This is a genomic window from Paraburkholderia sp. RCC_158 (assembly GCF_041355255.1).
Lineage (GTDB): Bacteria > Pseudomonadota > Gammaproteobacteria > Burkholderiales > Burkholderiaceae > Paraburkholderia > Paraburkholderia graminis.
In genome coordinates, this window is record NZ_JBFUPM010000001.1 from 711,980 (window position 1) to 734,183 (window position 22,204).

Here is a 22,204-nt window from a genome sequence, read left to right on the forward strand (position 1 = left end):
GCCCGCACGCCTGAAACAGGCGTCAATCCAAAAATTTTCTTGCAGTACCTGCTACATATCCGCGCCGATGTAGCGGGATAACCACGCGCGTCCTATGGGAGATCAATTATGAAACGCAACCTTATTGCAGCAGCAGTCCTCTCGTTCATTTCCGTCGCCGCTTTCGCTACCGGTACAAGCTCCACCTCGAGCTCGACGTCGGGCGGCTCGACCACCGCCGCGGTGATCGGCTTCGGCCACTTCACCGCCACCGATGCCGGCGCCGCCAACGGTCACGCGTCCGCCACGGCCGGTTCGGGCTATGGCGTCACGGGTAACACGACGAATGCAACGACGAGCCACATCAACACGTCGCAAGCAGGCGGCTTTGGCTTCGGCGGATCGACAGCCGGCGGCCTCTCGGGCGCCGATGCAGCGGCCAATGCATGGAGCAAGCTCGGCAGCGGCTGGCACTAAGCAACTCATTCGAGGCGGTGCATGGGCCGATTGCGGCCCAATGAGCACCGCCTCATTTGCACGCCGCCTCGTTTGTAGTGAAGAAGGGTTTGGGGAGAACAAAAGTGAACAAAACTATCTTGCATCTGGCATGCGCCATTGCGCTTTGCGCCGCGCACGCCGCTAACGCCGATACGACCGCCGATTCGTCGTCGGGCTCCGTATCGGGCTCCAGTTCGATCGGCATCGGCCAGGGCGGCGGCTCGAGCCTGAACAACATCGGCACATCGTCGAACTCATCCGCCACGACGAACTCGACGTCGACTTCGGTAGGCGGCATTGGGCGAGCCACCGCTTCGGGCGGCTCGTCCAACGTGAATGTATCGGTCACGATGCCGACGATGACCGCGTCGACGGGAGCTTTATCGGGCAGCGGCACAGGCGCCGACACGACCAGCAAAGCTTCGGCAGGTCCGGGAACGAACGCGTACGACACGCGAGCGACGGTCGACTACAACCAGAGTTCGTACTCCGTGCGCACGACGCCGAGCATCGCCGCGCCCGCACTGACGACGACGCTCTCGGACACCTGCATGGGATCGACCAGCTTCGGCATCTCGGTGACGGGCTTCGGTCTGACGGGCGGTACGACACAAGTCGATCAGGCTTGCGTCCGGCGACTCGACGCACGCGAATTCCGCGCGATGGGCCTCACCGACGTCGCGCTTGCATTGCTGTGTCAGAGCGACGCGAACCGCAAGGCTGTCGAATCGACGGGCCATCTCTGCCCCGGCACGACCGCGCCTCTTGCACGCACGCCCGACGCGGCGCAATACTCAGAGGACGAAAAGTATCGCGATCCGATTGTTCGCGCCCGGCTCGGTCTGCCTGTGGCTGCAACGAACGAACGCACGGCGCCGGTGAAGGCCCAACCTGCAGCGGAAACGCGCAAGGCGCCATCGCTCAACGTTGGACACGACGAACTCTCTGATGGAAAGCCGGCATCGCCCGCGAGCGACAACTTCAAGGTTTCGCTAATCAAATAGGGCTTTCTTTGCGCATGGCAAAGTGGACCGAAGAGAGAACAGTCGAGGCACTGTATGAAGAGCCATTTGATATTCGCGATGCTGACGCTCGCCGCGGTGACTGGTGCGAATGCCCTGGCCGCGGCGCCACCGGCGAGCGTGTGGGCTGGCGAGCCGGGCGCAGTGTCGGCAACGTCCAGCGTGTCGGCTCCTGCATTGCTGCAATGGAGCGGCGCCATTCCCCTAAGTACTGCAGGCGGCGAAAAATGCCTGCTCGTTGCTCGTCGGCAATCGCATATCGTGGCTATCGAATTGTCGCCGCTGCTCGTCGGGCCTGGCGTAATCGGCTGGGCACCGAATGGAATCGGCACGAGTACCGCGAGCTCAGAGCAGGCTAATGCCGCTACTGCACGGGACGGCAATCCGCCGCGCTTCAGCAATCCGGCGACTGCTGCGATCACGGCATCGAATCATGCGATGCCGCGACAAAGCGTTACGCCCGAAACTTTTTCGAAGTCCGGCTCGTGGCGCAATAGCAGCGTCGAAGCCGACCGGAAAGCCGCGGCTGCGAAAGAGTCGGTGGAAGTAGTGACCGTCAAAGGCAAAACATACAGGACGTATGGTCACTTCAAGACTGCGCCGAAAGAAGTTCCGACTGCAGTCTCCGAGGAAAAGGTCTGTCAATAATGGGCTGCCGCCGTGGCGGCTAGTTCAGTTCTTGTTGTCGTTGCGCGATGTCTTTCGCAGCGAATCACGCCGCCGCCGATGCACGCAGCCGATTGACCAACTGGTTGTCCTTGCCCTCTACGCGCGGCGTCAAGCGCACATCGAACACGATTTCCTTGTACGCGTCAGTCTTGAGACCCAACGCCTCGCCGCCGGTCTTCTCGACCACATGGGGAATAAGTTCTTCGCGAGTCGCATAGGCGAAGTCGTCCCACATCAGCGGATCGCCTTCGATATTGATCTGCGTAGTGAGCTTGCGGTGTTGATTGCTTGTGACGAAGAAGTGCACATGCGCCGGACGATTGCCGTGACGGCCGAGCGCGTCCAATAGTTGCTGCGTTGCGCCATGCGGCGGGCAGCCATAACCGACCGGCATCAAGGTGCGGAACTCATAGGTTCCGTCCGTACCGGTCTTTACTGCACCGCGCAAATTGAAGTCGCTCTGCGTCCCGGTCGGATCGAAGTGCGAGTAGAAGCCCTTCGAATTCGCGTGCCAGCACTCGACCACCGCACCCGCGACAGGCTCGCCATCGCGCCCAGTGACAGTGCCGCGAATGACTAGCGGGCCCGCTTCGTTGTCTGGATCGAGGTCGATTTTCGACGCGCTGTCGCGCACAGGCGCACCGGCCACATACAGCGGACCTTCGATAGTACGGGGCGTGCCGCCGTCGAGTCTGGCCTGCCTGTCGGCAGCATCCATGCGGATGTCCAGGTACTTTTCGAGGCCAAGGCCGGCAGCTAGCAAGGCCGCTTCGCCGTCTCGTCCCAGCTTGTTGAAGTAGTTCACGCCAGTCCAGATTTCATCCGGCGTCATGTCGAGATCGTCAATAGCATTGAACAGGTCGCTTAGCAGGCGATGTGTGATCTGTCTCGCGCGCTTATCGCCGCTATCGCTATTGAGATTCGCGGCCGCCGTCAGCAGGTCTTGCACTTCCTGTGTTGCAAATACTTTGATACTCATGATTCTGTCTCCATGTTGTATTGGGAAAGCGGCGTGGGCGCGCGTCAGTACATCGCGCGCTTTGTCGGCCTCACGCGTCGCCGGTACGAACGGAAGAAGGATGACGGCACAACGGCGTGACGGAAATCTTCATATACGGATACAACGGCAAGGCCATCAGAATGTCGTGAAGCTCAGCGTTGCCTTCCACGTCGAACACGCTGTAGTTGGCGTACTCGCCTGCAATGCGCCAGATATGGCGCCACTTGCCACTACGCTGCAATTCCTGCGAATAACTCTTCTCGCGTGCTTTCAGTTCATTTGCCTTATCGGCCGGCATGTCGGGCGGAATGCTGACATCCATGCGTACGTGGTAGAGCATTGTTCTCTCTCACTCTTTAGGGAATTACTGTGTGACCTTCTCGGAGCCATCGCGCGTAAAGCGCTTTATCCTGTCTTTGTCCAGTTCGATGCCAAGGCCGGGACCATCCGGCACGGTCAATTCGAAATCGCTGTAATCGAGCGGCTTTACGAGAATTTCCTCGGTAATCAGCAACGGACCGAAGAGCTCGGTTCCCCATTGCAGATTCGGAATGCTCGCAAACAGATGCGCCGATGCAATCGTGCCGACCGCGCCTTCGAGCATCGTGCCGCCATAAAGCTCTATACCGGCGGCGTCCGCGATAGCAGCGACACGCTGTGCCGCGAAGAGTCCGCCGCTTTGTTCTATCTTGATCGCGAATACATCGGCGCCCTCGTTCTTCGCAATGTCGAAAGCGCTCTGCGGGCCTTGGAGTACTTCGTCGGCCATCAATGCAACAGGGAAGCGACGCATTAGCCGCTTCAGCGCTGCCGCGGAGTTCACCGGTTGCTCGACCAGTTCGCATCCCGCATCGGCGAGTGCAGGAATGGCCCACGCCGCCTGTGTCTCGCTCCACGCCATATTGACGTCGACGCGCACTGCGCCGCGGTCCCCCACTGCTTTCTTGATGCGCGCTACGTGTTCGATATCCACCTTGGGATCTCTTGCGCCAATCTTTAACTTGAAGGTCTTGTGCCGGCGTAATTCGAGCATCTTCTCCGCTTCGACGATGTCCTTTTCGGTGCTTCCCGAAGCGAGCGTCCATGCAACCGGCAGACGATCGCGGCAACGCCCGCTGAGCAGTTCGCTGACCGGCACGCCAAGACGCCGTCCATGCGCATCGAGCAACGCTGTTTCGACGGCGCTCCTGGCGAAGTGATTCACTTTGACGAGCTTACTCAAATGCGCCATCAAAGCCTGAACACGCGAGGCGTCTTTGCCGATCATCGCGGGGCCCAGGTATGCGTCGATTGCGAGCTTCATCGACTCCGGGCTTTCAGGTCCATACGCCATGCCGGCAATCGTCGTCCCTTCGCCAGTACCGACACTGCCATCGCTGCAATAGACCGTCACGAGCATCAGCGTCTGGCCGTGCATGGTGCCGACTGACAGCTTGTGCGGCCGGATCGTCGGCAAGTCGACGAGGCGCGTTTCAATACGTTCGATTGTCGGTTGAGTCATGGCCAATGAAGTGAACTGATAGCTGCGTCACAAGGTAAGGTCGCCCGCAACGCCGGTCAAATAAATCAATATCGCGCGCCGCATCCATATCGCTGATTTGCCTATTAATGCCGAGGGTTTTCACGGACAGCTCATGCACCAAATTCATATCGCGCATTTTTGGCTCGAATTTGACCGGTGTCATGGCGGCTTATATCGTTCGACGCATGCCGTTTCCGTGTCGATTGAAAGCGCCGCGCCGTCTTCGAGCAATTTGAAGCGGGTTAAAAACCTTCGTTATCCGAATGACTATGAACCCTGACGCCGTGAATCCCGATCTGAGCGCGCCGACGCTCGCCGCGAGGCCTGCGCCTCGCGGCGTGAGCAACGTGCAGCGCGCCGTCACGACTGCCGTGCTTGGGCAGATCCTCGAGTGGTACGACTTTTTCCTTTACGGCACTGCTGCGGCGCTCGTCTTCGGCAAGCTGTTCTTTCCTGTCGGCACCGATCCGTTGACCGGCACCATCGCTGCATTTGGCGGCTTTACCGTGGGCTTCATCGCACGGCCGATAGGCGGCGTACTGTGCGGCCATATCGGCGACCGCTACGGCCGCAAGGTCGTGATGATGCTCACGCTTCTCACGATGGGCTCGGCCACGATGCTCATGGGCCTGTTGCCCACGTATCACCAGATCGGTATCGCAGCGCCGGTGCTGCTCGTGCTGTTGCGCATCTTGCAGGGGCTCGCGGCGGGCGGCGAATGGAGCGGCAGCATTCTGCTCATCCACGAAAACGCGCCGCAATCGAGGCGCGGCGCGCTCGCCGCGTGGAGCCCATGCGGCGCCGCGCTTGGTTTTGTGCTGTCGACCGCTGCGTTCCTGCTGGTCCAGAATCTTCCGTCCGGCGACTTCCAGAGCTGGGGCTGGCGCATACCGTTCGTCGCGAGCGCGGCACTCGTCGCCCTCGGCTTGTGGATGCGCCGGTCGGTCGGCGAAAGCGCCGCCTTCGCGGAAGTCAAGGCGACGCGCCACGCAAGCCGGATGCCGGTGATCGAAGTCCTCAAGCAATGTCCGCGTGAAGTGCTCACCGTGTTCGGCCTGCGTTTCGGCGAAGGCGGCGCGTCGTACATCTTCTTCGCGTTCTCTATTGCATACGGACAGTTCCTCGGCATCAAGTCGAGCTGGATCCTGGGCGGCCTCACCATCTCCATGCTGCTGATGATCCCGGTCTCGCTGCTGTCCGGCCACATCACCGACAAAGTCGGGCGCAAGCCGGTCTACCTCGTGGGCGCTATCGCGATGGTGCTGGTCGCATGGCCTTACTTCTCGCTGTTGGGCTCGGGCGAATACTGGAAGGTCATCGCCGCGCTGCTGCTGGCGAACAGCCTCACGCTGGGCATTCTGGAAGGCGCACAGCCTGCCTTCATCAGCGAAATGCTGCCGGTACACCTGCGCTTCTCGGGACTTGGCATTGGCCGCGAGTTGTCGTCGGTACTCGGCGGCGGTCTCTCGCCGATGATCGCGACCGCGATGCTGGCTCACTATCGCAGCGCCGTGCCGGTTGCGATCTATCTCGGCGGCCTGGGCATCGTCACCGTGATTGCGACGCTGCTCGCGCGCGAGACCTATCCCAAAGCGATGCGCAGCGCCGCGCATCAGCGATCCGAATGACGCATCACTTCATTGACCAAGAGGTACTTCGCATGCAAGCCCTTCATAGCGGATCGATTAGCCGATCGATTAGCGAATCGATTATCGACTCGCAGAACGACTACCCCGAATACGCCGCGCCCCTTTCGCTCGACGCGCTGATCGACGAGGTCGAGCGCCGCCGCGATGAATTCGATGCACTCTCGCATGTGCCGCGCGATATGGTCGCCAAGATGAAACGCGCAGGCATTTTTCGCGCGAGTACGCCGAAGCGTTTCGGCGGCGACGCACTGCCGCCGCCGCGCTTTCTCGAGATGCTCGAGCGCATCGCCATTGCCGATGGCTCCACCGCATGGGTCGCCGCGTTCGGCTCGGCAAACACCTATCTCGCGTCATTGCCCGTTGAAACGCAGGCGGAAATTTATGCGTCCGGTCCCGATCAGGTCTTTGCCGGCGGGCTTTATCCACTGCAAAAAGCCGAGCGCCTGGAAGGCGGTTACCGCGTGTCCGGGCAATGGCGCTTCGCGAGCGGTTGCAAGGGCGCGGACTGGATCGGCGTCGGCATCGGCGGCGCTCCCGCCGGCGCTGACGATAAAAACGCGGGCAAGCCGTTCACCGCGGTTTTTCCTGCAAGCGAAGTCGAAATCGTCGAGAACTGGAACGTGGTCGGCATGCAGGGCACCGGCAGTCACGACTTGCGCCTGAAGGACAAGTACGTCGACGAGCGATGGACCTTCGTTCGTGGCGGCGTCGCGCTGATCGACGAGCCGTTGTATCGCTACCCTGCCGTCAGTTATCAAGCGCAGGTGCATGCCGCCGTCAACGTCGGCCTCGCGCGCGCGGCGCTCGACCTGCTGGCGGGCATGTCCGGCGTGACGAAGACCACCACGGGCGCGCCGCGTCTCGCCGACCGCGCCTACTATCGCTCCGGCCTTGCGCAAGCGGAAGCGCAGTGGCGCAGCGCCCGCGCGTTTTTCTTCGACGCCGCGGAAGCATCGTGGCGCACCGTGCTCGCAGGCGACCCCGTGCTGCCCGCGGAAGCGAACCTGCTACGCCTCTCAGCGACGCACGCGGCGCATACGTGTGCCGACATCGTGATGCAGGCGTACAAGATGGCGGGCGTTGGTGCGATCTACCGCGAAAGCCGCATGCAACGGCTCGTGCGCGATTCGATCGTCGTGACGCAGCACGCGTTTCTCGGCGAAGGAACCTACGACGCATCGGGAGCCGTCTTCGTCGGCATTCCGCCTGTGACGCCGTATCCCTGAGCCGTGAGAGGAGCGATGGCCATGACGCACGACGAACAACGCACCCAGTTCCGCAACGCGATGGCGAGCCTCGCGGCGGCGGTCAACGTGATCACCACCGACGGTCCGCACGGCAGATGCGGCATCACGGCAAGCGCGGTCTGCTCGGTGACGGACTCGCCGCCGACCATGCTCATCTGCATCAATCAGTCGAGTTATGTGCATGACGTGCTGCACGGCAACGGCCGCGTATGCATCAACGTGTTGGGCGCGCAAGGCCAGGAACCGGCGCGCGTGTTCGCGGGCATGACCGGTTGCTCGATGCAAGCGCGCTTCGATCAATGCGCGTGGCACGCGGGCCGCCTTGCGGTCCCCGTGCTCGACGATGCAATCGCCACGCTGGAAGGCACGATCATCGACAGCAAAACGATGGGCTCGCACTCCGTGATCTTCGTGCGGATCGAGCATATCGATCTGTGCGGCGAAGGCAACGGCCTCGTGTACTTCGGCAGACGATTCCACCAGCTCACAGGCGAGGCCGCATGACGATGCAAGTTTGCCTTTTCGTGATCGGCGCGCCGCGCATGCAGCCGCTGCTTGACGGCGCCGCGCTGCAAAAGGCGGCGGAAGGCGTCGAAGGTCTGAGCAGGCTCATCGTTCACGAACCGCTGGCGCAGCACGTCGACCCGCGCATCGCGGCCTCGAGCGATGCGCCGTCGACCGTACTGCAGTGGTACTTCGACGATCTTGCGCCGCTCGAAGCCGCCTGCGCGGAAGACGGCGCGATTCATCGCGCGTTGCAGGCTGCGGCACATCACGCATTGAGCCGGCAATCGTTCGCGCAGCAGGTCATGGCGGTTCGCACGCACAAACGCACCGCGCGATTCGACGCCGAGCGCTGCACCTATCTGGTCGCCTACGAAGGCATCGCCGACAACTTCAACGCGTGGCTTTCGCATTACCTGGAACATCACCCGCCATTGATGCTGCAACTGCCGGCGCTGCGTGAGCTGGAGATCTATACGCGCATCGACAGCAGAAGCGGCTTGCCCTTTGCCCAAGCCACCGCGATGCAGCGCAACAAGGTCGTATTCGACGATGCCTCGGCACTCGCGACCGCGCTCGCCTCTCCGGTTCGCGACGCGATGCGCCGCGACTTCCACGCGCTGCCGCCTTTCACGGGCGCGACGCCGCATTTTGCAATGCGCAGCAACTACGGTAATCTCGGGACACACTGACCGGCGTCGCGAGATGCGCGTTGCCCCCTTTGTCCGCGAGCGAAGCGCATGACCAAGCCGCATGTCGGCATCGCCGATCTGAACCTGCTGCGCGTTTTCCTTGCGATCTGGGATCTGCGCAGCCTCACTGCCGCCGGTGATCGCCTGGGTTTGACGCAGCCGGCCGTGAGCCACGCGCTGCGTCGTCTGCGAAATCTTTTCGAAGACCCGCTGTTTCTGCGCACGCCCGGCGGCATGGTGCCCACCGATGCCGCCTACCGCCTTTATCCGCCGCTCGCCCAGGCGTTCGCGATCATCAACGACGCGGTACAGCAGCTCGCGAAGTTCGACCCCGCCACGGCGCAGCGCGTGTTTCGCGTGTCGATGTCCGACATGTCGGAGTTTTATTTTCTGCCGCCGCTCGTTTCGATGCTGGATCGCGAGGCGCGCGGCATTCGCATCGAAGTGGCGAATATCCCTGTTCAATCGGTGAGCGCCGCGATGCGCGCCGGCGAGATCGACCTGGCGCTCGGCTATGTGCCCGGACTCGACGCAGGCTGCGTGAGCCAGACGCTGTTCGTCGACGAACATGTGTGCGTGGTGCGCGCGGGTCATCCACTGCGTAAGACGAAGCCGACACGCGAAGACCTCGCCGCGCTGCGCTACGTCTATGCGACCACCAACGCGACCGGGCACCGCATGGTCGAGCAGTGGCTCGACGAACTCGACGTCAAGCGCGAGGTCGTCGTGCGGCTGCCGCATTTCGTCGTCGCGCCGGAGATTGTGATGAACACCGACCTCGCCGTGATCTTTCCGAAGAGCATCGCGCGCCGGTTCAATCGCGGCAAGGCGTTCCGCGTGCTGCCGTTGCCGTTCTCCTTGCCGCCGATCGAAATCAAGGTGCATTCGCATACGCAGTCCGCGTCCGACCCCGGCATTGCATGGCTGCGGGACGCGCTGTTCGCGATGTTCCATCAGCCGCAAGCCTGACGCGCGGGCCCGCCCGGACTATTTGCCGCGCTGATATTCCCCGCCCTTTTCGGCCGATTTGACGCAGTTATCCGGCGCTTTGAAACTGTCCGCTATGCGAAGCCCGAGAGGCGCGCGCCACCTACCTACCCAGCGAGCAGACATGTCCACGGTTCAATCCTCCTCGGCAGCCGAACGTATTCCAGCGACGCCGGATCGCGCACTCAGACGTATCGTCGTCGCGTCCGTCGCGGGCAATGCAATGGAGTGGTATGACTTTTTCGTCTACGGCACGGCCGCGGCGCTCGTGTTCGGGCAACTGTTCTTTCCGGCCAACGCGGACCCGCTGGTCGGAACGCTCGGCGCTTTCGCGGCGTTTGCGATGGGCTTTGTCGCGCGGCCGCTAGGCGGCGTCGTGTTCGGACATATCGGCGACCGTTACGGACGTCGCGCGTCGCTGGTCTGGACGCTGCTCATCATGGGTGTCGCGACGTTCGGAATCGGCCTGTTGCCGACCTACGATCACGTTGGCCTGTGGGCGCCCGCCGCGCTGGTCGGCCTGCGTCTGCTGCAAGGCATTGCCTCGGGCGGCGAGTGGGGCGGCGGGGTGCTGATGATCAGCGAAAGCGCACCGCCCGAAAAACGCGGCTACTACGCGGCGTGGAGCCAACTGGGCGTGGGCGGCGGCTTCGTACTTTCGTCGGCGGCATTTCTCGGCGCTCAAGCGTTGCCGCACGATCAGTTCATTTCGTGGGGCTGGCGTCTGCCGTTTCTCGCGAGCATCGCCATCTTCGCGATTGGTGTCTACATCCGCCACAACCTGCCTGAGAGCCACGATTTCGAGGAAGCGAACAAGGCGGGCAAGACCGCGCACATGCCGGTGATCGAGGTCATCAAGCGTCACCCGAAAGAGATTCTCATGGCGATGGGCCTGCGCGTCGCGGAGAACGGCGGTGCTTATATTTTTCTCGCGTTCTCATTGGTCTACGGAAAGTTTGCCGGTATCTCCAACTCGATCATGCTCACCGGTGTGATGCTCGCGATGATCATCGAGATGTTTGCAATGCTTCTGTGGGGCAAGCTCTCCGACCGCATTGGACGCAAGCCCGTCTACATGATCGGCGCGGTGTCGCTCGTGGTCATGGCGTTCCCGTTCTTCTGGCTGCTCGACACGCATTCGACACCGCTGATCTGGCTCGCGCTGGTGCTCGGAACGGCCGTCTGCCACGGCGCGATGATCGGCACGCTGCCCGCGCTGGTCGGCGAATTGTTCAGCACGGAAGTGCGCTATTCAGGCGTTGCACTCGGACATGAGGTTGCGTCGATCTTCGCGGGCGGGCTGTCGCCGCTCATCGCGACGGCGCTGCTCGTGCGGTATCACGCTTACTGGCCCGTCGCCTTATTCCTCATCGGTCTGGGTCTCGTCACCGTCGTGACGCTCAGGTTCACGCATGAGACGCGGCGCTAACCTCGACTCATCGTTTTCGAAATTGTCATCGGAAAGCATCATGCAAGCTCAAGCCCTCAAGGTCCGCGTCGACGCCCTGTCTGAAGAAGCGCACGGCGTGCGCTCGTTCAAGATCTCGCGCCTCGACGGCATGGACTTCGAACGCTTCGAACCGGGTGCGCATATCGACGTCACGAGTCCCTCGGGAATCACGCGGCAATATTCGTTATGCGGCGATCCCGAATGCGTATCGTCCCAGGTTTTCGCGGTTAAAAAAGAAGAGCAGTCGCGCGGCGGATCGCGCTCGCTGCATGAGGAAGTGAGTATCGGCACTGAACTGCAAGTCGGTGCGCCGCGCAATCTGTTCCAACTGAACGACAGCGCCAGCGAGCATATCCTGATCGGCGCGGGCATCGGCATTACGCCGTTGCTCTCGATGGCCTATCGCCTCGCTGCACGCGGCGCGCGCTTCACGCTGCACTACTTCGCGCGTAGCGAGGCACATGCCGCCTTCATGACGCTGCTCACGCGCGCGCCGTTCGACTCCCATGTGAGATTGCACTTCGGTGTGCGGCGCGACGCGCTTGCCGCCGAACTCGACATCTGCCTGAGCGAAGCGGGCCCCGACGCCCATGTCTACACATGCGGTCCCGCGCCGTTCATGGACCTCGTGGTCGACACCGCGCAAAAGCGCTTGCCCGCCGATGCCATTCATCTCGAACGGTTCAAGGCCGAGCCCGCAAACGAAACGGGAACCTCGCTCGCGAGCTTCCAGGTACAACTGGCGAGCACGGGTCAGACCGTGAAGGTGGACGAAAAAACATCCATCGTCGATGCCCTCGCTTCGATCGGCATTGAAGTAGACACATCATGCGGCGAGGGCGTGTGCGGCACTTGCATGGTCGACGTAATAAGCGGCGAGCCCGAGCATCGAGATCATTGCCTGAGCAAGGCGGAACGCGCGAGCAACAGCGTGATCTGCTGCTGTGTATCGCGCTCGCGTACGCCGGTGCTGGTGCTCGACCTGTAGCTCTGCGACCTGTACTTCTCACATCTTCGTGAAGCCGGCGAGGATGTCGGTGATGAGACCTCGCATCCAGACAATGCCTTCGTCGTCGTTGAAATGCTCGTGCCAGTGCATCGTGACAGCCGCTTTCGGCACATGCACCGGCAACGCGTAAATACGGAAAGCGTCGCCGCGATTCAGGATATGCGCGAGCCGCTCCGGCAACGTCGCCAGTAAATCCGTTGCAGCGAGCACGCCAGGCACCGCCACGAAATGCGGCAGCACGAGCGCGACATTGCGCCCGACGCCTTGCGAACGCAGCGCATCGTCGAGCGCATGATGACTGTGTTCGAGCGAATTGATCTGCACATGCGATGCGGTCAGGAACTGCTCGAGCTTCAACTCATTTCCGCGCGGCAAATCCGGCCGGTTGCGCGTCATGCAGACATACGATTCCTCGAACAGCAAACCATGCTTCGTGCGTGGCAACAACAACGGCAGGTTGCCAATCGCGAAGTCGAGGCGGCTGGAACGCAACGCCTCTTCCATCTCTTCCACGCGCATCGGCTCGACCACCAGCTTGACGCGCGGCGCGGCTTTCTGGAGCGCGGCACATAGCGCCGGAAGATACGCCATTTCGCCTGCATCCGATAGCGACAGACGAAACGTGCGCGTGCTCGTCGCCGGATCGAAACGCTCGGCGTATCGCAGCGCCTGCCGCACGGTATCCAGCGCACGTCCCACGATGTCCGCGAGTTCCAGCGCAACGGGCGTCGGTTGCATCCCGGCTCTCGTGCGAATGAAAAGCGGGTCGTCGAAAAGCGTGCGCAGTCGTCCGAGCGAGTAGCTGACTGCGGGCTGCGACAGCGCAAGCCGCTCGCCTGCTTTCGTCAGACTGCGTTCCTCCACGATGGCCTGGAACACGCGCAGCAGATTCAAATCGATGTGGTCGATGGAGGTCATGGGGACTCGCGTTAAATCGGCCGCGTTTATCGGGCGACCTGTTTTTAATCGATTTGACGCATGATCTTCGCAAAGCGAGACTGATGTCAACGAGACGATGCGCTCACGTCGCGCTGCCTCTCCCCTCTCAGCCACTCAACCTCCCCCCGATTACGATGAGTACGCCGACCTATCAAACCATCGACACCAGCGCGCTCGCGAAGCGCGCGGAAGCCGACCGCATCGCGCCTTCGCTTTACTACGATCCGCAACTGTTCGAAGAAGAACTTGAGCGCATTTTCTACAAGACGTGGGTGTGGGTCGCGCATGACAGCGAGTTGCCAAAGCCAGGCGACTTCGTGACGACGACGATCGGCCGGCAGCCGGTCATCGTCGTACGCGATAAGACGGGCGCGGTGAATGTGCTGCAGAACCGCTGCCGTCATCGCGGCGCGACCGTGTGCGAAGAGCACAAGGGCAATGCAAAAGGCTTTACGTGCCCGTATCACAGCTGGTCGTATGCGCTCGACGGCACACTGCGCGCGCTGCCCTATGGCGACGGCTACGAAGGCGTTTGCGAGAAAGGCGATCTGCCGCTCAAGAAGCTGCGCGTCGGCGTGTACCAGGGTTTGATTTTCGCGAGCTTCAACGAAAACATCGAATCGCTGGAAGACTTCCTCGGCGGTGCAAAACCGTGGATCGACCTTTTCATGAAGCAAGGCGCCGGCTATCCGATCAAGGCCAACGGCGAGCACAAGTTCAAGTTCAAGGGCAACTGGAAGATTCAGCTTGAGAACACGACTGACCTGTATCACTTCCCCGTCGTTCACAAGTCGTGGATGAAGTCGATCGACGACGAAACCGCCGCCGCCATCACCAGCTTCATGACGAGCGAAGACGCGTTTTGCCGCTCGCTCGGCAATGGTCACAGCCTCGCGGTGCTGGTGCCCGAGATCGTCGATCTGGATAAGGACGACGGCGCGCCGTTGCCCGAGCGCTTTAACGAACTCGCCGCGCAACTCGCGCACAAGCACACGCCCGAAGAAGTGCGCCGCATTGTGCGATCGCTGATGGGCGTCGGCTTCAACCTGAATCTGTTCCCGAACCTCGCGTTGTCGATGGCTTTCTTCCGCGTGCTGCGCCCGATCTCCGCGGAAGAAACGGAGATTCGTCACGTCGCGCTCGCGATGGACGGCGGCCCCGAAGAAGCGAACCGCGTGCGGCTTCGCATACACGAGCACTTCCAGGGCCCGTTTGGCTTCGGCAGTCCCGACGACGCGGAAGCATGGGAACGCGTGCAGCGCGGCTCGTACGCGGGCCCTGACGTACCCATTCTCGTGAACCGTGGCCTCAACCGCGAAACGACCGCGCCGAACGGCGAGAAGACTGCGCACGCAACCGACGAAACCGGCATGCGCGAAGCCTACCGCCAATGGCGCGCAATGATGGAGCAAGCATGATGGACGAGCGCAACGCACTTTTCTCGCACCAGACCTTTGCACGCGCGATCGAGTTTATCTGGCGCGAAGCCGAGCTTCTCGACCGGCGCGACTATCACGCGTGGTTGCAGATGTGGGACCCGAAAGGCGTTTATGTCGTGCCGATCGATCCCGATACGACCGACTACGCATCCACGCTCAACTATGCATTCGACGATCAGCACATGCGCGAATTGCGCGTGCAACGCATGACGTCGGGCTACTCGGCATCCGCATCCGATGCGGCGCGCACGGTCCGCACGGTATCGCGCTTCACGCGGTCGTCGGAGAGCGCGGACCTCGTTGAAGTGAAGTCTTCGCAGATCATCATCGCGTACAAGCGCGGCGTGTCGACGATCTTCGCGGCCGATCTCACGCACAAGATCAGCATGGCCGACGGCGAGCCGCGTCTCGTCGAGAAAGTCATCCGCCTGATCAATTCGACGGAAGCGCTGAACGCGATCGGCTTCCTGCTTTGATGTTCAATCGCGCATCGGCACATGCACGCGCCGATGCGCTTTCGCCTTTTCATCATGCCGACACTCGAAGTTTATTTGCCGCAAGGTCACAGCGACGACCGCAAGGCATCGCTCATTCATGGCCTCACGCAGGCTACCGTCGATGCCATCGGCGCGCCCGCCGAATCGGTGCGCATTCTATTGTCGGAGTTGCCGCTGTCCAATATCGGGCTGGGCGGCAAGCTCACGCCAGCCGCGTTGCCGGTGATCGTCGCGATACTGATCGCGGGCCGCACCGACGCGCAGAAAGAAGCGCTGATCGCACAGCTTTGTGAAACCAGCGCCGCTGTGCTTGACGTGCCGTTGCAATCCACACGCGTGATGATCAAAGACATTCCGAATACGGATTTCGGTCTTGGCGGTAAAACCGCTCGCGCTTTGGGCCGATAGCGACGCGATGCGTGCGCGCGGCTCACCAACCCGCTGTCACTTCAAAGAACATGATGACCGACACTCGAGAACTACCGTTGCGCGTGCTGTTTTGCTGCGGCGTCACGCAGAACTTTTTCGACCTGCCGCGCGACGAAATCGGTGAAGTATGGCAAGCCTACAGCACCATGCTCGCCGCGATTGAAGCAATGGAAAATGTACGCGTGCTCGGCGTGATGGACGACGACAGGCTGGTCGCCGGCAACGCTGACGGCGCGCCGTGGACCTTCTACATCATGGCCGATGTTGCCGACTTCGACACCGCCGTTGCGGTCTGCAATCTGTATCGCACGACGCCTGTCGGCCGATACAACCTCTGGCGCTACGGCAAGATCGAAGCGCGTGTAGGCCGACCACTGACCGCGCCGCCTGTCTCCGCCAACAAAGATATATGACGCGATGATCGACATCACTCTCGAACGACTGCAGGCGCGCCTGCACGCACTCGAAGCGCAAAACGCCGTGCGCAATACCATCGCGCGGTATATGGCACTGTGCGATGTACCGGCACGCGCGCTCGAACACGAATCACTCGCGGCACTATTCACCGATGACGCCGTGTGGGAAGGCATCGGCCCGCAGTATGCGAACAAGTTCGGCCGCTTGCAGGGACCGGCGGACATCGTCGCGATGTTGCAACGCTATCTGCCGCCCACGCCGCACTTCGCGACCAACGTTCATTTTCTGACGAGCGAGCATATCGAAGTAGACGGCGATACAGCCAAAGGCCGCTGGGTCATGTTGCAGGCTTCCGGCTATGTCGGTGCCAACGCCGAGCTCATCTCGGCACGCCTCGAAGTGGATTTCACGCCGTCGCCGCGCGACAACGATAACTGGCTGATTCGCCACTTCCGCACCGAGCGTCTGTTCAGTGCGCCTTGGCACGTCAACCCCGTTCAAGGAGCGTGCGCATGAGCGCTTTCCTGCAACAGTTCGATCTCGTCGCGCAACCGCGCGCGAATGCGCCCACGATCGCGATCAAGGACAGCATCGATATTGCCGGCTACTCAACAACCGCTGCAAGCCGCGCGCTCGCCGATACGCCGCCCGCCTCGCGTCACGCGGAAGTTGTGCAGCGCCTGCTCGATGCAGGCTGGCGCATCACGGGCAAAACGAACATGCACGAGCTGGCGTTCGGCATGACCGGCATTAACGACTTCAGCGGCACGCCGCGCAATCCGCAAGACATGGCGCGCATTCCGGGCGGCTCGTCGAGCGGTTCCGCGTCGGCTGTTGGACTCGGGCTCGTCGATGCCGCGCTCGGAACAGATACCGGCGGCTCGGTGCGCGGTCCCGCTGCATGCTGCGGCGTGATCGGATTCAAGCCGACGTTCGGGCGCGTGTCGCGCGAAGGCGTGTCGCCTCGGGTTACCACGCTCGACTGCGTCGGTCCCTTCGCGCGCGACATGACGACGATTATCGACGTGATGCTCGCCATCGACCCATCGTTTGAAGTCGACCGTGCGCGCCGTGACGCAAGAACCGCGCGTATCGCCATGCTCGATGTCGAAGCCGATGACGAAATCAGCCGCGCCATCGCGGCCGCCGTGACACGCAGCGAACTTGGCTCGCATGACGTGCGGCTGCCATCCATGCGCGATGCGTTCGCGGCAGGTCTTGCGGTCATCAACGCGGAGACATGGCGTGCGTTCGGTCATCTGGTCGACGGCGGGAAGCTCGGCGCGGATATCGAAGCCCGTCTGCGTGCCGCGGCGAACACCAAAGCGGCTGATCTGGATTCGGCCGAACGTATCCGCCACATCTTCACCGACGAGGTCGACCGCGCACTCGAGCACGCCGACGTGCTTATCCTCCCGACAATGCCCGCGCTGCCGATTACGATCGAAGCCGCGCGTGCCGACACGTCGGTGATCGGCATGTCGTCGCTTATCCGGCCGTTCAATCTCAGCGGACATCCGGCGCTCACGTTGCCGGTTCCGATCGTCGGGTCGTCGCTTAAAGCGGGATTGCAGGTCGTGGGTCGCACGGGCGAAGATGAAACGGTGTGCGCGGTTGCGGCACATATCGAAGCCATGTTGATGCGCTGAGCGCGTCGAACGCACATTCAGGAACCGCGCTTATGTCCAGTAGAGTCGTACTCGTTACAGGCGCTGCGAGAGGATTGGGCGCAGCGGTCGCGCGCCGCTTTCTCGATGCCGGGTATCGGGTCGCGTTAGGCGACATTGCCGTCGACGCCGCTCAAGCGCTCGCGCGCGAACTGAGCAGCGATGGATCGCGTGCGTTTGCGATCAGGCTCGACGTCACATCGAAGGCGGATTTCGAGGCCGCACGCGATGCGATGCTCGAGCGCTGGGGCGCGATCGATGCGCTCGTGAACAACGCGGGCGCATCGAAAATCGTTCCGGTCATGGACATTACGGCCGAGCAGTTCGATCAGGTCATCGACGTGAATCTGCGCAGCGTGCTGTTCGGCTGCCAGGTTTTCGGACAGCACTTCGCGACAAAGGGCGCAGGGCGCATCGTGAATATCGCTTCGCTCGCGGGACAAAACGGCGGCTCGGCGACCGGCGCGCATTACGCCGCGGCAAAAGGCGGCGCTCTCACGCTCACGAAAGTTTTCGCTCGCGACTTAGGCCCGCTTGGCGTGACTGTCAATGCTATCTCGCCGGGTCCGCTCGATTTAGCCATCGTTCACGAAACGGTGCCGGCAGAGAAGCTGGAGAAGATCATCGCAGGCATTCCGGTGGGGCGCCTCGGCTCTGCAACTCATATCGCGGACGTCGCCGTGCTGCTGGCATCGCCAGATGCCTATTTCACCAACGGTGCTTGCTGGGACATCAACGGCGGGCTTTTCATGCGTTAAGCGTTGAGCGTTAAGTGGATCATGGGCTGGCCGCCTGGTCGCGCAACGTCTTTTACTTGACATCTAAACTATCTAGACCTAAATTAACCCCACAGCAAAGTCCACAGTGGGGAACAGCATGCGCATCGTCTGTATCGGCGGCGGCCCGGCGGGGTTGTACTTCGCCCTGTTGATGAAGAGCCGCAACCCGGCGCACGATGTCACCGTCGTGGAACGCAACCGTCCATACGACACTTTCGGCTGGGGCGTCGTCTTTTCGGATCAGACGCTCGGCAACCTGCGCGCCGCCGATGCGCCAAGCGCCGACGCAATACTGAACGCGTTCAATCACTGGGACGACATCGAAATCCATTTCGGCGGGCGCAAAGTGCGCTCGTCCGGTCACGGCTTTTGCGGCATCGGCCGTAAACGTCTGCTGAATATCTTGCAGGCGCGTTGCGAGGAATTGGGCGTGAAGCTCGTCTTCGAAACGCAGGTCACAGACGACACCCAGTACGAAGCCGACCTGATCGTCGCGTGCGATGGAGCGAACAGCGCTATTCGTCAGAAGTACGCGTCGGCCTATAAGCCGAACGTAGACATGCGCGATTGCCGCTTCGTGTGGCTCGGCACGCGAAAGCTCTTCGACGCGTTTACCTTCGCATTCGAAAAGACGCAATTCGGCTGGTTTCAGGCACACGCCTATCGTTTCGACGACGAGACGTCCACGTTCATTGTCGAAACGCCGGAGCGCGTATGGCGCGCCGCCGGACTCGACGAAATGAGCAAGGAAGAAAGCATCGCATTCTGCGAGAAACTCTTCGCGAAGTACCTGGACGGTAATCCGTTGCTCTCCAACGCCGCGCATTTGCGCGGCTCATCGCAATGGATTCGCTTTCCGCGCGTGGTCAACGAGGAATGGGTGCACTGGCGCGGCAACGCAGACGGCACGCAAACGCCGGTCGTGCTCATGGGCGACGCCGCGCACACCGCGCATTTCTCGATCGGCTCGGGCACCAAGCTCGCACTCGAAGATTCGATCGAACTCGCCAACAGCATCGGCGCGCATCGCGACGATTTGCATGCGGCGTTGGAGCACTACACGCAAGTGCGCAGTGTCGACGTATTGCGCATTCAGAACGCCGCGCGCAATTCGACGGAATGGTTCGAGCACGTCGAACGCTACACATCGTTCGAGCCCGAACAGTTCGCGTACTCGCTGCTCACGCGCTCGCAGCGCATCTCGCACGAGAACCTGCGCGAGCGCGACGCGCGTTATGTGTCCAGTTTCGAAGACTGGCTCGCGCGGCGTTCGGGCTTCGAGCGCGCGCCGCAAAAGCATTCGGTCCCGCCCATGTTTACGCCGTTCACGTTGCGCGGCGTCACGCTGAAAAACCGCGTGGTGGTGTCGCCGATGGCGCAATACTCGGCCGTCGACGGAATTGCCGGCGACTATCACCTGATGCATCTCGGCGCGCGCGCAATGGGCGGCGCCGCGCTCGTCATGACGGAAATGACCTGCGTGTCTCCCGAGGCGCGCATCACGCCAGCGTGTCCCGGCATGTACGCGCCCGAGCATCTCACCGCGTGGAAGCGCATTGTCGATTTCGTGCATCGCCAGTCCGATGCGAAAATCGGCATTCAACTCGGCCACTCCGGCGCAAAAGGCTCGACGCGCGTCGCATGGGAAGGCATCGATCAGCCGCTCGACGAAGGCAACTGGCCGCTCATTTCCGCATCGCCGCAGCAGTATCTGCGCGGCGTCAGCCAGCATTCGCGCGAAGCAACACACGACGACCTGCGCGAAATCGAAGCGCAGTTCGCGCGCGCAACGCAAATGTCCGCGGAAGCCGGCTTCGACTGGCTCGAATTGCACTGCGCGCACGGCTATTTTCTGTCGAGCTTTCTGTCGCCGCTCACCAACCGTCGCACCGACGAATACGGCGGCTCGCTCGAAAATCGTCTGCGTTATCCGCTGCAAATCTTCAGGGCCATTCGCGCGGTGTGGCCGCAAGACAAGCCCATTTCCGTGCGCATTTCCGCGAACGATTGGGTCGAAGGCGGCACGACGCCCGACGACGCCGTGCAGATCGCGCGCGCATTCAAAGCCGCGGGCGCCGACATGATCGACGTGTCGTCGGGTCAGGTCAGCAAGGAAGAAAAGCCCGTCTATGGCCGCATGTTTCAGACGCCGTTCGCCGATCGCGTGCGCAACGAAGCGGGCATCGCGACCATCGCCGTCGGCGCGATTTCGGAAGCGGACCACGTGAACAGCATCATCGCCGCCGGCCGCGCCGACCTGTGCGCGATCGCGCGCCCGCATCTCGCCAATCCATCGTGGACGTTGAATGAGGCCGCAAAGATAGGCTATTTCGACGTAACGTGGCCCAATCAATACATCGCCGCGAAGTCGCAACTCGAACGCAACCTGGAACGTGAACGCGCACAGGCTGTGGCCAATGCGGGTTTGTCGGCGCAAGAGCGCGCACAGCGCGCGGAAGGAACCACGTGAATTCAAACCATTCGTCACTCGCGGGACAACATGCCGTCGTCACTGGCGGCGGCAGCGGTATCGGCGCCGCTATTGCCGAAGCACTGCTGCGCGCCGGCGCGCGCGTCACCTTGATGGGCCGCAATGCAGAGCGGCTCGAAATGCAGCGCGAAAAATGCCACACATTGGGCGACGTCGCGAGCATCACCGTCGATGTCACGCAAGAAGAGTCCGTCGCGAAGGCTTTCAGTAAAGCGGGCGCGGTGGACATACTGATCAACAACGCGGGCCAGGCCCAGGCCGCGCCGTTCACGCATACCGACATGACGCTATGGCAGCGCATGCTCGACGTGAATCTCACCGGCGTCTTTCTCGGCACGCGCGCGGTGTTGCCGGGCATGCTCGAACGCAAGAGCGGACGCATCGTCAATGTCGCGAGTACGGCGGGGCAAATCGGCTATGCGTATGTGGCCGCGTATTGCGCGGCGAAACACGGCGTGATCGGTCTTACGCGCTCGCTTGCACTCGAAGTCGCGACCAAAGGCATCACCGTCAATGCGGTTTGTCCCGGTTACACCGAAACGGAACTGCTGCATGCGTCGCTCGAACAAATCACCAGCAAGACTTCGCGCACGGAAGAACAGGCGCGCGAGAGTCTGCTTCGCTCGAATCCGCAGCATCGTTTCGTGAGTCCGGAGCAGGTCGCGAATGCGGTGCTGTGGCTGTGTCAACCGGGCTCGGACGCGATCACGGGGCAGTCCATTTCCATCGCCGGTGGAGAAGTGATGTGAGCAAGTCATCCAACATCAAGAAGATTGCCGCCGGCGACGCGAAGGCTGCAGAAGCCAAAGCGCCGCGCAAAGGCGTCGCGAAACCTGCGGAGAACGTCGTGGATCTGGAAATGAGCACCGGCGCCGACAGTCACATGGGCTTGCGTTTGTGGCTGCGCATGCTGACCACGACGAATCTCGTGCAGGCGGAATTGCGCAAGCGTCTGCGTAACGAATTCGACACCACGTTGCCGCGATTCGACTTGATGGCGCAACTCGAGCGTCATCCTGAAGGGTTGAAGATGACCGAACTTTCGCGTCGGCTGATGGTGACGGGCGGCAATGTGACTGGCATTACCGATCAGCTCGAGAAAGAAGGGCTCGTCTCGCGCGATAACGATCCTAACGATCGCCGTTCGATTAGCGTGTGCCTCACGCCTGCGGGCCGCAAAGCGTTCGACAGGATGGCGGCCGCGCATGAGCAATGGGTTGTCGAGCTGTTCGGCGGCTTGAGTCTCGAGGAGAAGTCGCGCACGCATCAGCGGCTTGGTAAGTTGAAGAAGCATCTGCTGGATAGTCTGAAGGACTAA

25 protein-coding genes are annotated in these 22,204 nt (G+C 61.8%); 20 read left to right on the forward strand and 5 right to left on the reverse strand.

Annotated features, from left to right (window positions below):
* The first annotated feature begins 108 nt into the window (after positions 1-108).
* The 3 genes from AB6809_RS03180 to AB6809_RS03190 all read left to right on the forward strand — a co-directional run bounded on the left by AB6809_RS03180 (position 109) and on the right by AB6809_RS03190 (position 2,147).
* The gene (locus tag AB6809_RS03180; protein ID WP_029967103.1) at positions 109-456 is read left to right on the forward strand and encodes a hypothetical protein; all 348 of its coding nucleotides are present in this window, start codon (positions 109-111) and stop codon (positions 454-456) included.
* A gap of 104 nt (positions 457-560) precedes the next feature.
* The gene (locus tag AB6809_RS03185) at positions 561-1,481 is read left to right on the forward strand and encodes a hypothetical protein (RefSeq protein WP_051153897.1); all 921 of its coding nucleotides are present in this window, start codon (positions 561-563) and stop codon (positions 1,479-1,481) included.
* 54 nt (positions 1,482-1,535) lie between these two features.
* Positions 1,536-2,147, forward strand: a complete 612-nt coding sequence (locus AB6809_RS03190; RefSeq protein ID WP_029967107.1) for a hypothetical protein — start codon at positions 1,536-1,538, stop codon at positions 2,145-2,147.
* Positions 2,148-2,211: 64 nt separating this feature from the next.
* Here the strand turns inward: AB6809_RS03190 and catA are convergent, their stop codons facing one another.
* The 4 genes from catA to AB6809_RS03210 all read right to left on the reverse strand — a co-directional run bounded on the left by catA (position 2,212) and on the right by AB6809_RS03210 (position 4,853).
* Positions 2,212-3,147 (reverse strand): catechol 1,2-dioxygenase, encoded by a 936-nt coding sequence (catA, locus tag AB6809_RS03195; protein WP_029967109.1) that lies wholly within the window; start codon positions 3,145-3,147, stop codon positions 2,212-2,214.
* A 70-nt stretch (positions 3,148-3,217) separates the two neighbouring features.
* Entirely contained in the window at positions 3,218-3,508 is a 291-nt protein-coding gene (catC, locus tag AB6809_RS03200; protein WP_006047295.1) for a muconolactone Delta-isomerase, read from the reverse strand.
* Between the two features lie 24 nt (positions 3,509-3,532).
* On the reverse strand, positions 3,533-4,669 hold the full coding sequence (locus AB6809_RS03205; RefSeq protein ID WP_029967111.1) for a muconate/chloromuconate family cycloisomerase: 1,137 nt from the start codon (positions 4,667-4,669) through the stop codon (positions 3,533-3,535).
* Entirely contained in the window at positions 4,641-4,853 is a 213-nt protein-coding gene (locus AB6809_RS03210) for a hypothetical protein (protein WP_307260274.1), read from the reverse strand. The genes AB6809_RS03205 and AB6809_RS03210 overlap by 29 nt, the downstream gene beginning before the upstream one ends.
* A 106-nt stretch (positions 4,854-4,959) precedes the next feature.
* On the opposite strand from AB6809_RS03210, the gene AB6809_RS03215 reads away from it, so the two are divergent.
* The 7 genes from AB6809_RS03215 to AB6809_RS03245 all read left to right on the forward strand — a co-directional run bounded on the left by AB6809_RS03215 (position 4,960) and on the right by AB6809_RS03245 (position 12,207).
* Positions 4,960-6,318 (forward strand): MFS transporter, encoded by a 1,359-nt coding sequence (locus AB6809_RS03215; RefSeq protein WP_029967114.1) that lies wholly within the window; start codon positions 4,960-4,962, stop codon positions 6,316-6,318.
* Positions 6,319-6,350: 32 nt separating this feature from the next.
* Complete coding sequence (locus AB6809_RS03220) at positions 6,351-7,565, forward strand: acyl-CoA dehydrogenase family protein (RefSeq protein WP_029967116.1); 1,215 nt, start codon at positions 6,351-6,353, stop codon at positions 7,563-7,565.
* A gap of 21 nt (positions 7,566-7,586) precedes the next feature.
* Positions 7,587-8,090: a 4-hydroxyphenylacetate 3-monooxygenase, reductase component gene (gene hpaC / locus AB6809_RS03225; RefSeq protein ID WP_029967118.1), complete on the forward strand. Its 504-nt coding sequence runs from the start codon at positions 7,587-7,589 to the stop codon at positions 8,088-8,090.
* A 2-nt stretch (positions 8,091-8,092) separates the two neighbouring features.
* On the forward strand, positions 8,093-8,782 hold the full coding sequence (locus AB6809_RS03230) for an EthD family reductase (protein WP_035569714.1): 690 nt from the start codon (positions 8,093-8,095) through the stop codon (positions 8,780-8,782).
* A gap of 48 nt (positions 8,783-8,830) precedes the next feature.
* On the forward strand, positions 8,831-9,751 hold the full coding sequence (locus AB6809_RS03235) for a LysR family transcriptional regulator (protein ID WP_029967122.1): 921 nt from the start codon (positions 8,831-8,833) through the stop codon (positions 9,749-9,751).
* A 142-nt stretch (positions 9,752-9,893) separates the two neighbouring features.
* Positions 9,894-11,198 (forward strand): MFS transporter, encoded by a 1,305-nt coding sequence (locus tag AB6809_RS03240; protein WP_006047302.1) that lies wholly within the window; start codon positions 9,894-9,896, stop codon positions 11,196-11,198.
* A gap of 40 nt (positions 11,199-11,238) precedes the next feature.
* A complete protein-coding gene (locus AB6809_RS03245) occupies positions 11,239-12,207 on the forward strand; it encodes a PDR/VanB family oxidoreductase (protein ID WP_029967124.1) in 969 nt (322 codons plus the stop codon).
* Between the two features lie 18 nt (positions 12,208-12,225).
* On the opposite strand, the gene AB6809_RS03250 is transcribed toward AB6809_RS03245, so the two are convergent.
* On the reverse strand, positions 12,226-13,146 hold the full coding sequence (locus AB6809_RS03250) for a LysR family transcriptional regulator (protein ID WP_006047304.1): 921 nt from the start codon (positions 13,144-13,146) through the stop codon (positions 12,226-12,228).
* Positions 13,147-13,301: 155 nt separating this feature from the next.
* On the opposite strand from AB6809_RS03250, the gene AB6809_RS03255 reads away from it, so the two are divergent.
* From AB6809_RS03255 to AB6809_RS03300, 10 genes are all read left to right on the forward strand, one after another.
* The gene (locus AB6809_RS03255; RefSeq protein ID WP_029967125.1) at positions 13,302-14,585 is read left to right on the forward strand and encodes a Rieske 2Fe-2S domain-containing protein; all 1,284 of its coding nucleotides are present in this window, start codon (positions 13,302-13,304) and stop codon (positions 14,583-14,585) included.
* Entirely contained in the window at positions 14,582-15,082 is a 501-nt protein-coding gene (locus AB6809_RS03260; RefSeq protein WP_029967127.1) for an aromatic-ring-hydroxylating dioxygenase subunit beta, read from the forward strand. The genes AB6809_RS03255 and AB6809_RS03260 overlap by 4 nt, the downstream gene beginning before the upstream one ends.
* A gap of 54 nt (positions 15,083-15,136) precedes the next feature.
* On the forward strand, positions 15,137-15,511 hold the full coding sequence (locus AB6809_RS03265; protein ID WP_029967129.1) for a tautomerase family protein: 375 nt from the start codon (positions 15,137-15,139) through the stop codon (positions 15,509-15,511).
* A 53-nt stretch (positions 15,512-15,564) separates the two neighbouring features.
* Complete coding sequence (locus AB6809_RS03270) at positions 15,565-15,945, forward strand: hypothetical protein (protein WP_029967131.1); 381 nt, start codon at positions 15,565-15,567, stop codon at positions 15,943-15,945.
* Positions 15,946-15,949: 4 nt separating this feature from the next.
* Complete coding sequence (locus AB6809_RS03275; RefSeq protein ID WP_029967133.1) at positions 15,950-16,465, forward strand: nuclear transport factor 2 family protein; 516 nt, start codon at positions 15,950-15,952, stop codon at positions 16,463-16,465.
* Positions 16,462-17,598, forward strand: coding sequence for an amidase (locus tag AB6809_RS03280; RefSeq protein ID WP_029967135.1), 1,137 nt, complete (start codon positions 16,462-16,464; stop codon positions 17,596-17,598). The genes AB6809_RS03275 and AB6809_RS03280 overlap by 4 nt, the downstream gene beginning before the upstream one ends.
* A 32-nt stretch (positions 17,599-17,630) precedes the next feature.
* A complete protein-coding gene (locus AB6809_RS03285) occupies positions 17,631-18,374 on the forward strand; it encodes an SDR family NAD(P)-dependent oxidoreductase (RefSeq protein WP_029967137.1) in 744 nt (247 codons plus the stop codon).
* 118 nt (positions 18,375-18,492) lie between these two features.
* Positions 18,493-20,865, forward strand: coding sequence for a bifunctional salicylyl-CoA 5-hydroxylase/oxidoreductase (locus tag AB6809_RS03290; RefSeq protein WP_371025989.1), 2,373 nt, complete (start codon positions 18,493-18,495; stop codon positions 20,863-20,865).
* Positions 20,862-21,635 carry an SDR family NAD(P)-dependent oxidoreductase gene (locus tag AB6809_RS03295; RefSeq protein WP_029967139.1) on the forward strand — a complete coding sequence of 258 codons (774 nt, stop codon included), beginning with the start codon at positions 20,862-20,864 and terminating at the stop codon, positions 21,633-21,635. Before AB6809_RS03290 ends, AB6809_RS03295 begins: the two co-directional genes overlap by 4 nt.
* The gene (locus tag AB6809_RS03300; RefSeq protein WP_029967140.1) at positions 21,632-22,204 is read left to right on the forward strand and encodes a MarR family winged helix-turn-helix transcriptional regulator; all 573 of its coding nucleotides are present in this window, start codon (positions 21,632-21,634) and stop codon (positions 22,202-22,204) included. The genes AB6809_RS03295 and AB6809_RS03300 overlap by 4 nt, the downstream gene beginning before the upstream one ends.

Excerpts from the sequence above, each read along its gene's own strand:
- AB6809_RS03180 (WP_029967103.1), top strand. The coding sequence starts at position 109 with ATGAAACGCAACCTTATTGCAGCAGCAGTCCTCTCGTTCATTTCCGTC.
- AB6809_RS03190 (WP_029967107.1), top strand. The coding sequence starts at position 1,536 with ATGAAGAGCCATTTGATATTCGCGATGCTGACGCTCGCCGCGGTGACT.
- catA (WP_029967109.1), bottom strand. The coding sequence starts at position 3,147 with ATGAGTATCAAAGTATTTGCAACACAGGAAGTGCAAGACCTGCTGACG.
- catC (WP_006047295.1), bottom strand. The coding sequence starts at position 3,508 with ATGCTCTACCACGTACGCATGGATGTCAGCATTCCGCCCGACATGCCG.
- AB6809_RS03205 (WP_029967111.1), bottom strand. The coding sequence starts at position 4,669 with ATGACTCAACCGACAATCGAACGTATTGAAACGCGCCTCGTCGACTTG.
- AB6809_RS03210 (WP_307260274.1), bottom strand. The coding sequence starts at position 4,853 with ATGACACCGGTCAAATTCGAGCCAAAAATGCGCGATATGAATTTGGTG.
- AB6809_RS03215 (WP_029967114.1), top strand. The coding sequence starts at position 4,960 with ATGAACCCTGACGCCGTGAATCCCGATCTGAGCGCGCCGACGCTCGCC.
- AB6809_RS03220 (WP_029967116.1), top strand. The coding sequence starts at position 6,351 with ATGCAAGCCCTTCATAGCGGATCGATTAGCCGATCGATTAGCGAATCG.
- hpaC (WP_029967118.1), top strand. The coding sequence starts at position 7,587 with ATGACGCACGACGAACAACGCACCCAGTTCCGCAACGCGATGGCGAGC.
- AB6809_RS03230 (WP_035569714.1), top strand. The coding sequence starts at position 8,093 with ATGCAAGTTTGCCTTTTCGTGATCGGCGCGCCGCGCATGCAGCCGCTG.
- AB6809_RS03235 (WP_029967122.1), top strand. The coding sequence starts at position 8,831 with ATGACCAAGCCGCATGTCGGCATCGCCGATCTGAACCTGCTGCGCGTT.
- AB6809_RS03240 (WP_006047302.1), top strand. The coding sequence starts at position 9,894 with ATGTCCACGGTTCAATCCTCCTCGGCAGCCGAACGTATTCCAGCGACG.
- AB6809_RS03245 (WP_029967124.1), top strand. The coding sequence starts at position 11,239 with ATGCAAGCTCAAGCCCTCAAGGTCCGCGTCGACGCCCTGTCTGAAGAA.
- AB6809_RS03250 (WP_006047304.1), bottom strand. The coding sequence starts at position 13,146 with ATGACCTCCATCGACCACATCGATTTGAATCTGCTGCGCGTGTTCCAG.
- AB6809_RS03255 (WP_029967125.1), top strand. The coding sequence starts at position 13,302 with ATGAGTACGCCGACCTATCAAACCATCGACACCAGCGCGCTCGCGAAG.
- AB6809_RS03260 (WP_029967127.1), top strand. The coding sequence starts at position 14,582 with ATGATGGACGAGCGCAACGCACTTTTCTCGCACCAGACCTTTGCACGC.
- AB6809_RS03265 (WP_029967129.1), top strand. The coding sequence starts at position 15,137 with ATGCCGACACTCGAAGTTTATTTGCCGCAAGGTCACAGCGACGACCGC.
- AB6809_RS03270 (WP_029967131.1), top strand. The coding sequence starts at position 15,565 with ATGACCGACACTCGAGAACTACCGTTGCGCGTGCTGTTTTGCTGCGGC.
- AB6809_RS03275 (WP_029967133.1), top strand. The coding sequence starts at position 15,950 with ATGATCGACATCACTCTCGAACGACTGCAGGCGCGCCTGCACGCACTC.
- AB6809_RS03280 (WP_029967135.1), top strand. The coding sequence starts at position 16,462 with ATGAGCGCTTTCCTGCAACAGTTCGATCTCGTCGCGCAACCGCGCGCG.
- AB6809_RS03285 (WP_029967137.1), top strand. The coding sequence starts at position 17,631 with ATGTCCAGTAGAGTCGTACTCGTTACAGGCGCTGCGAGAGGATTGGGC.
- AB6809_RS03290 (WP_371025989.1), top strand. The coding sequence starts at position 18,493 with ATGCGCATCGTCTGTATCGGCGGCGGCCCGGCGGGGTTGTACTTCGCC.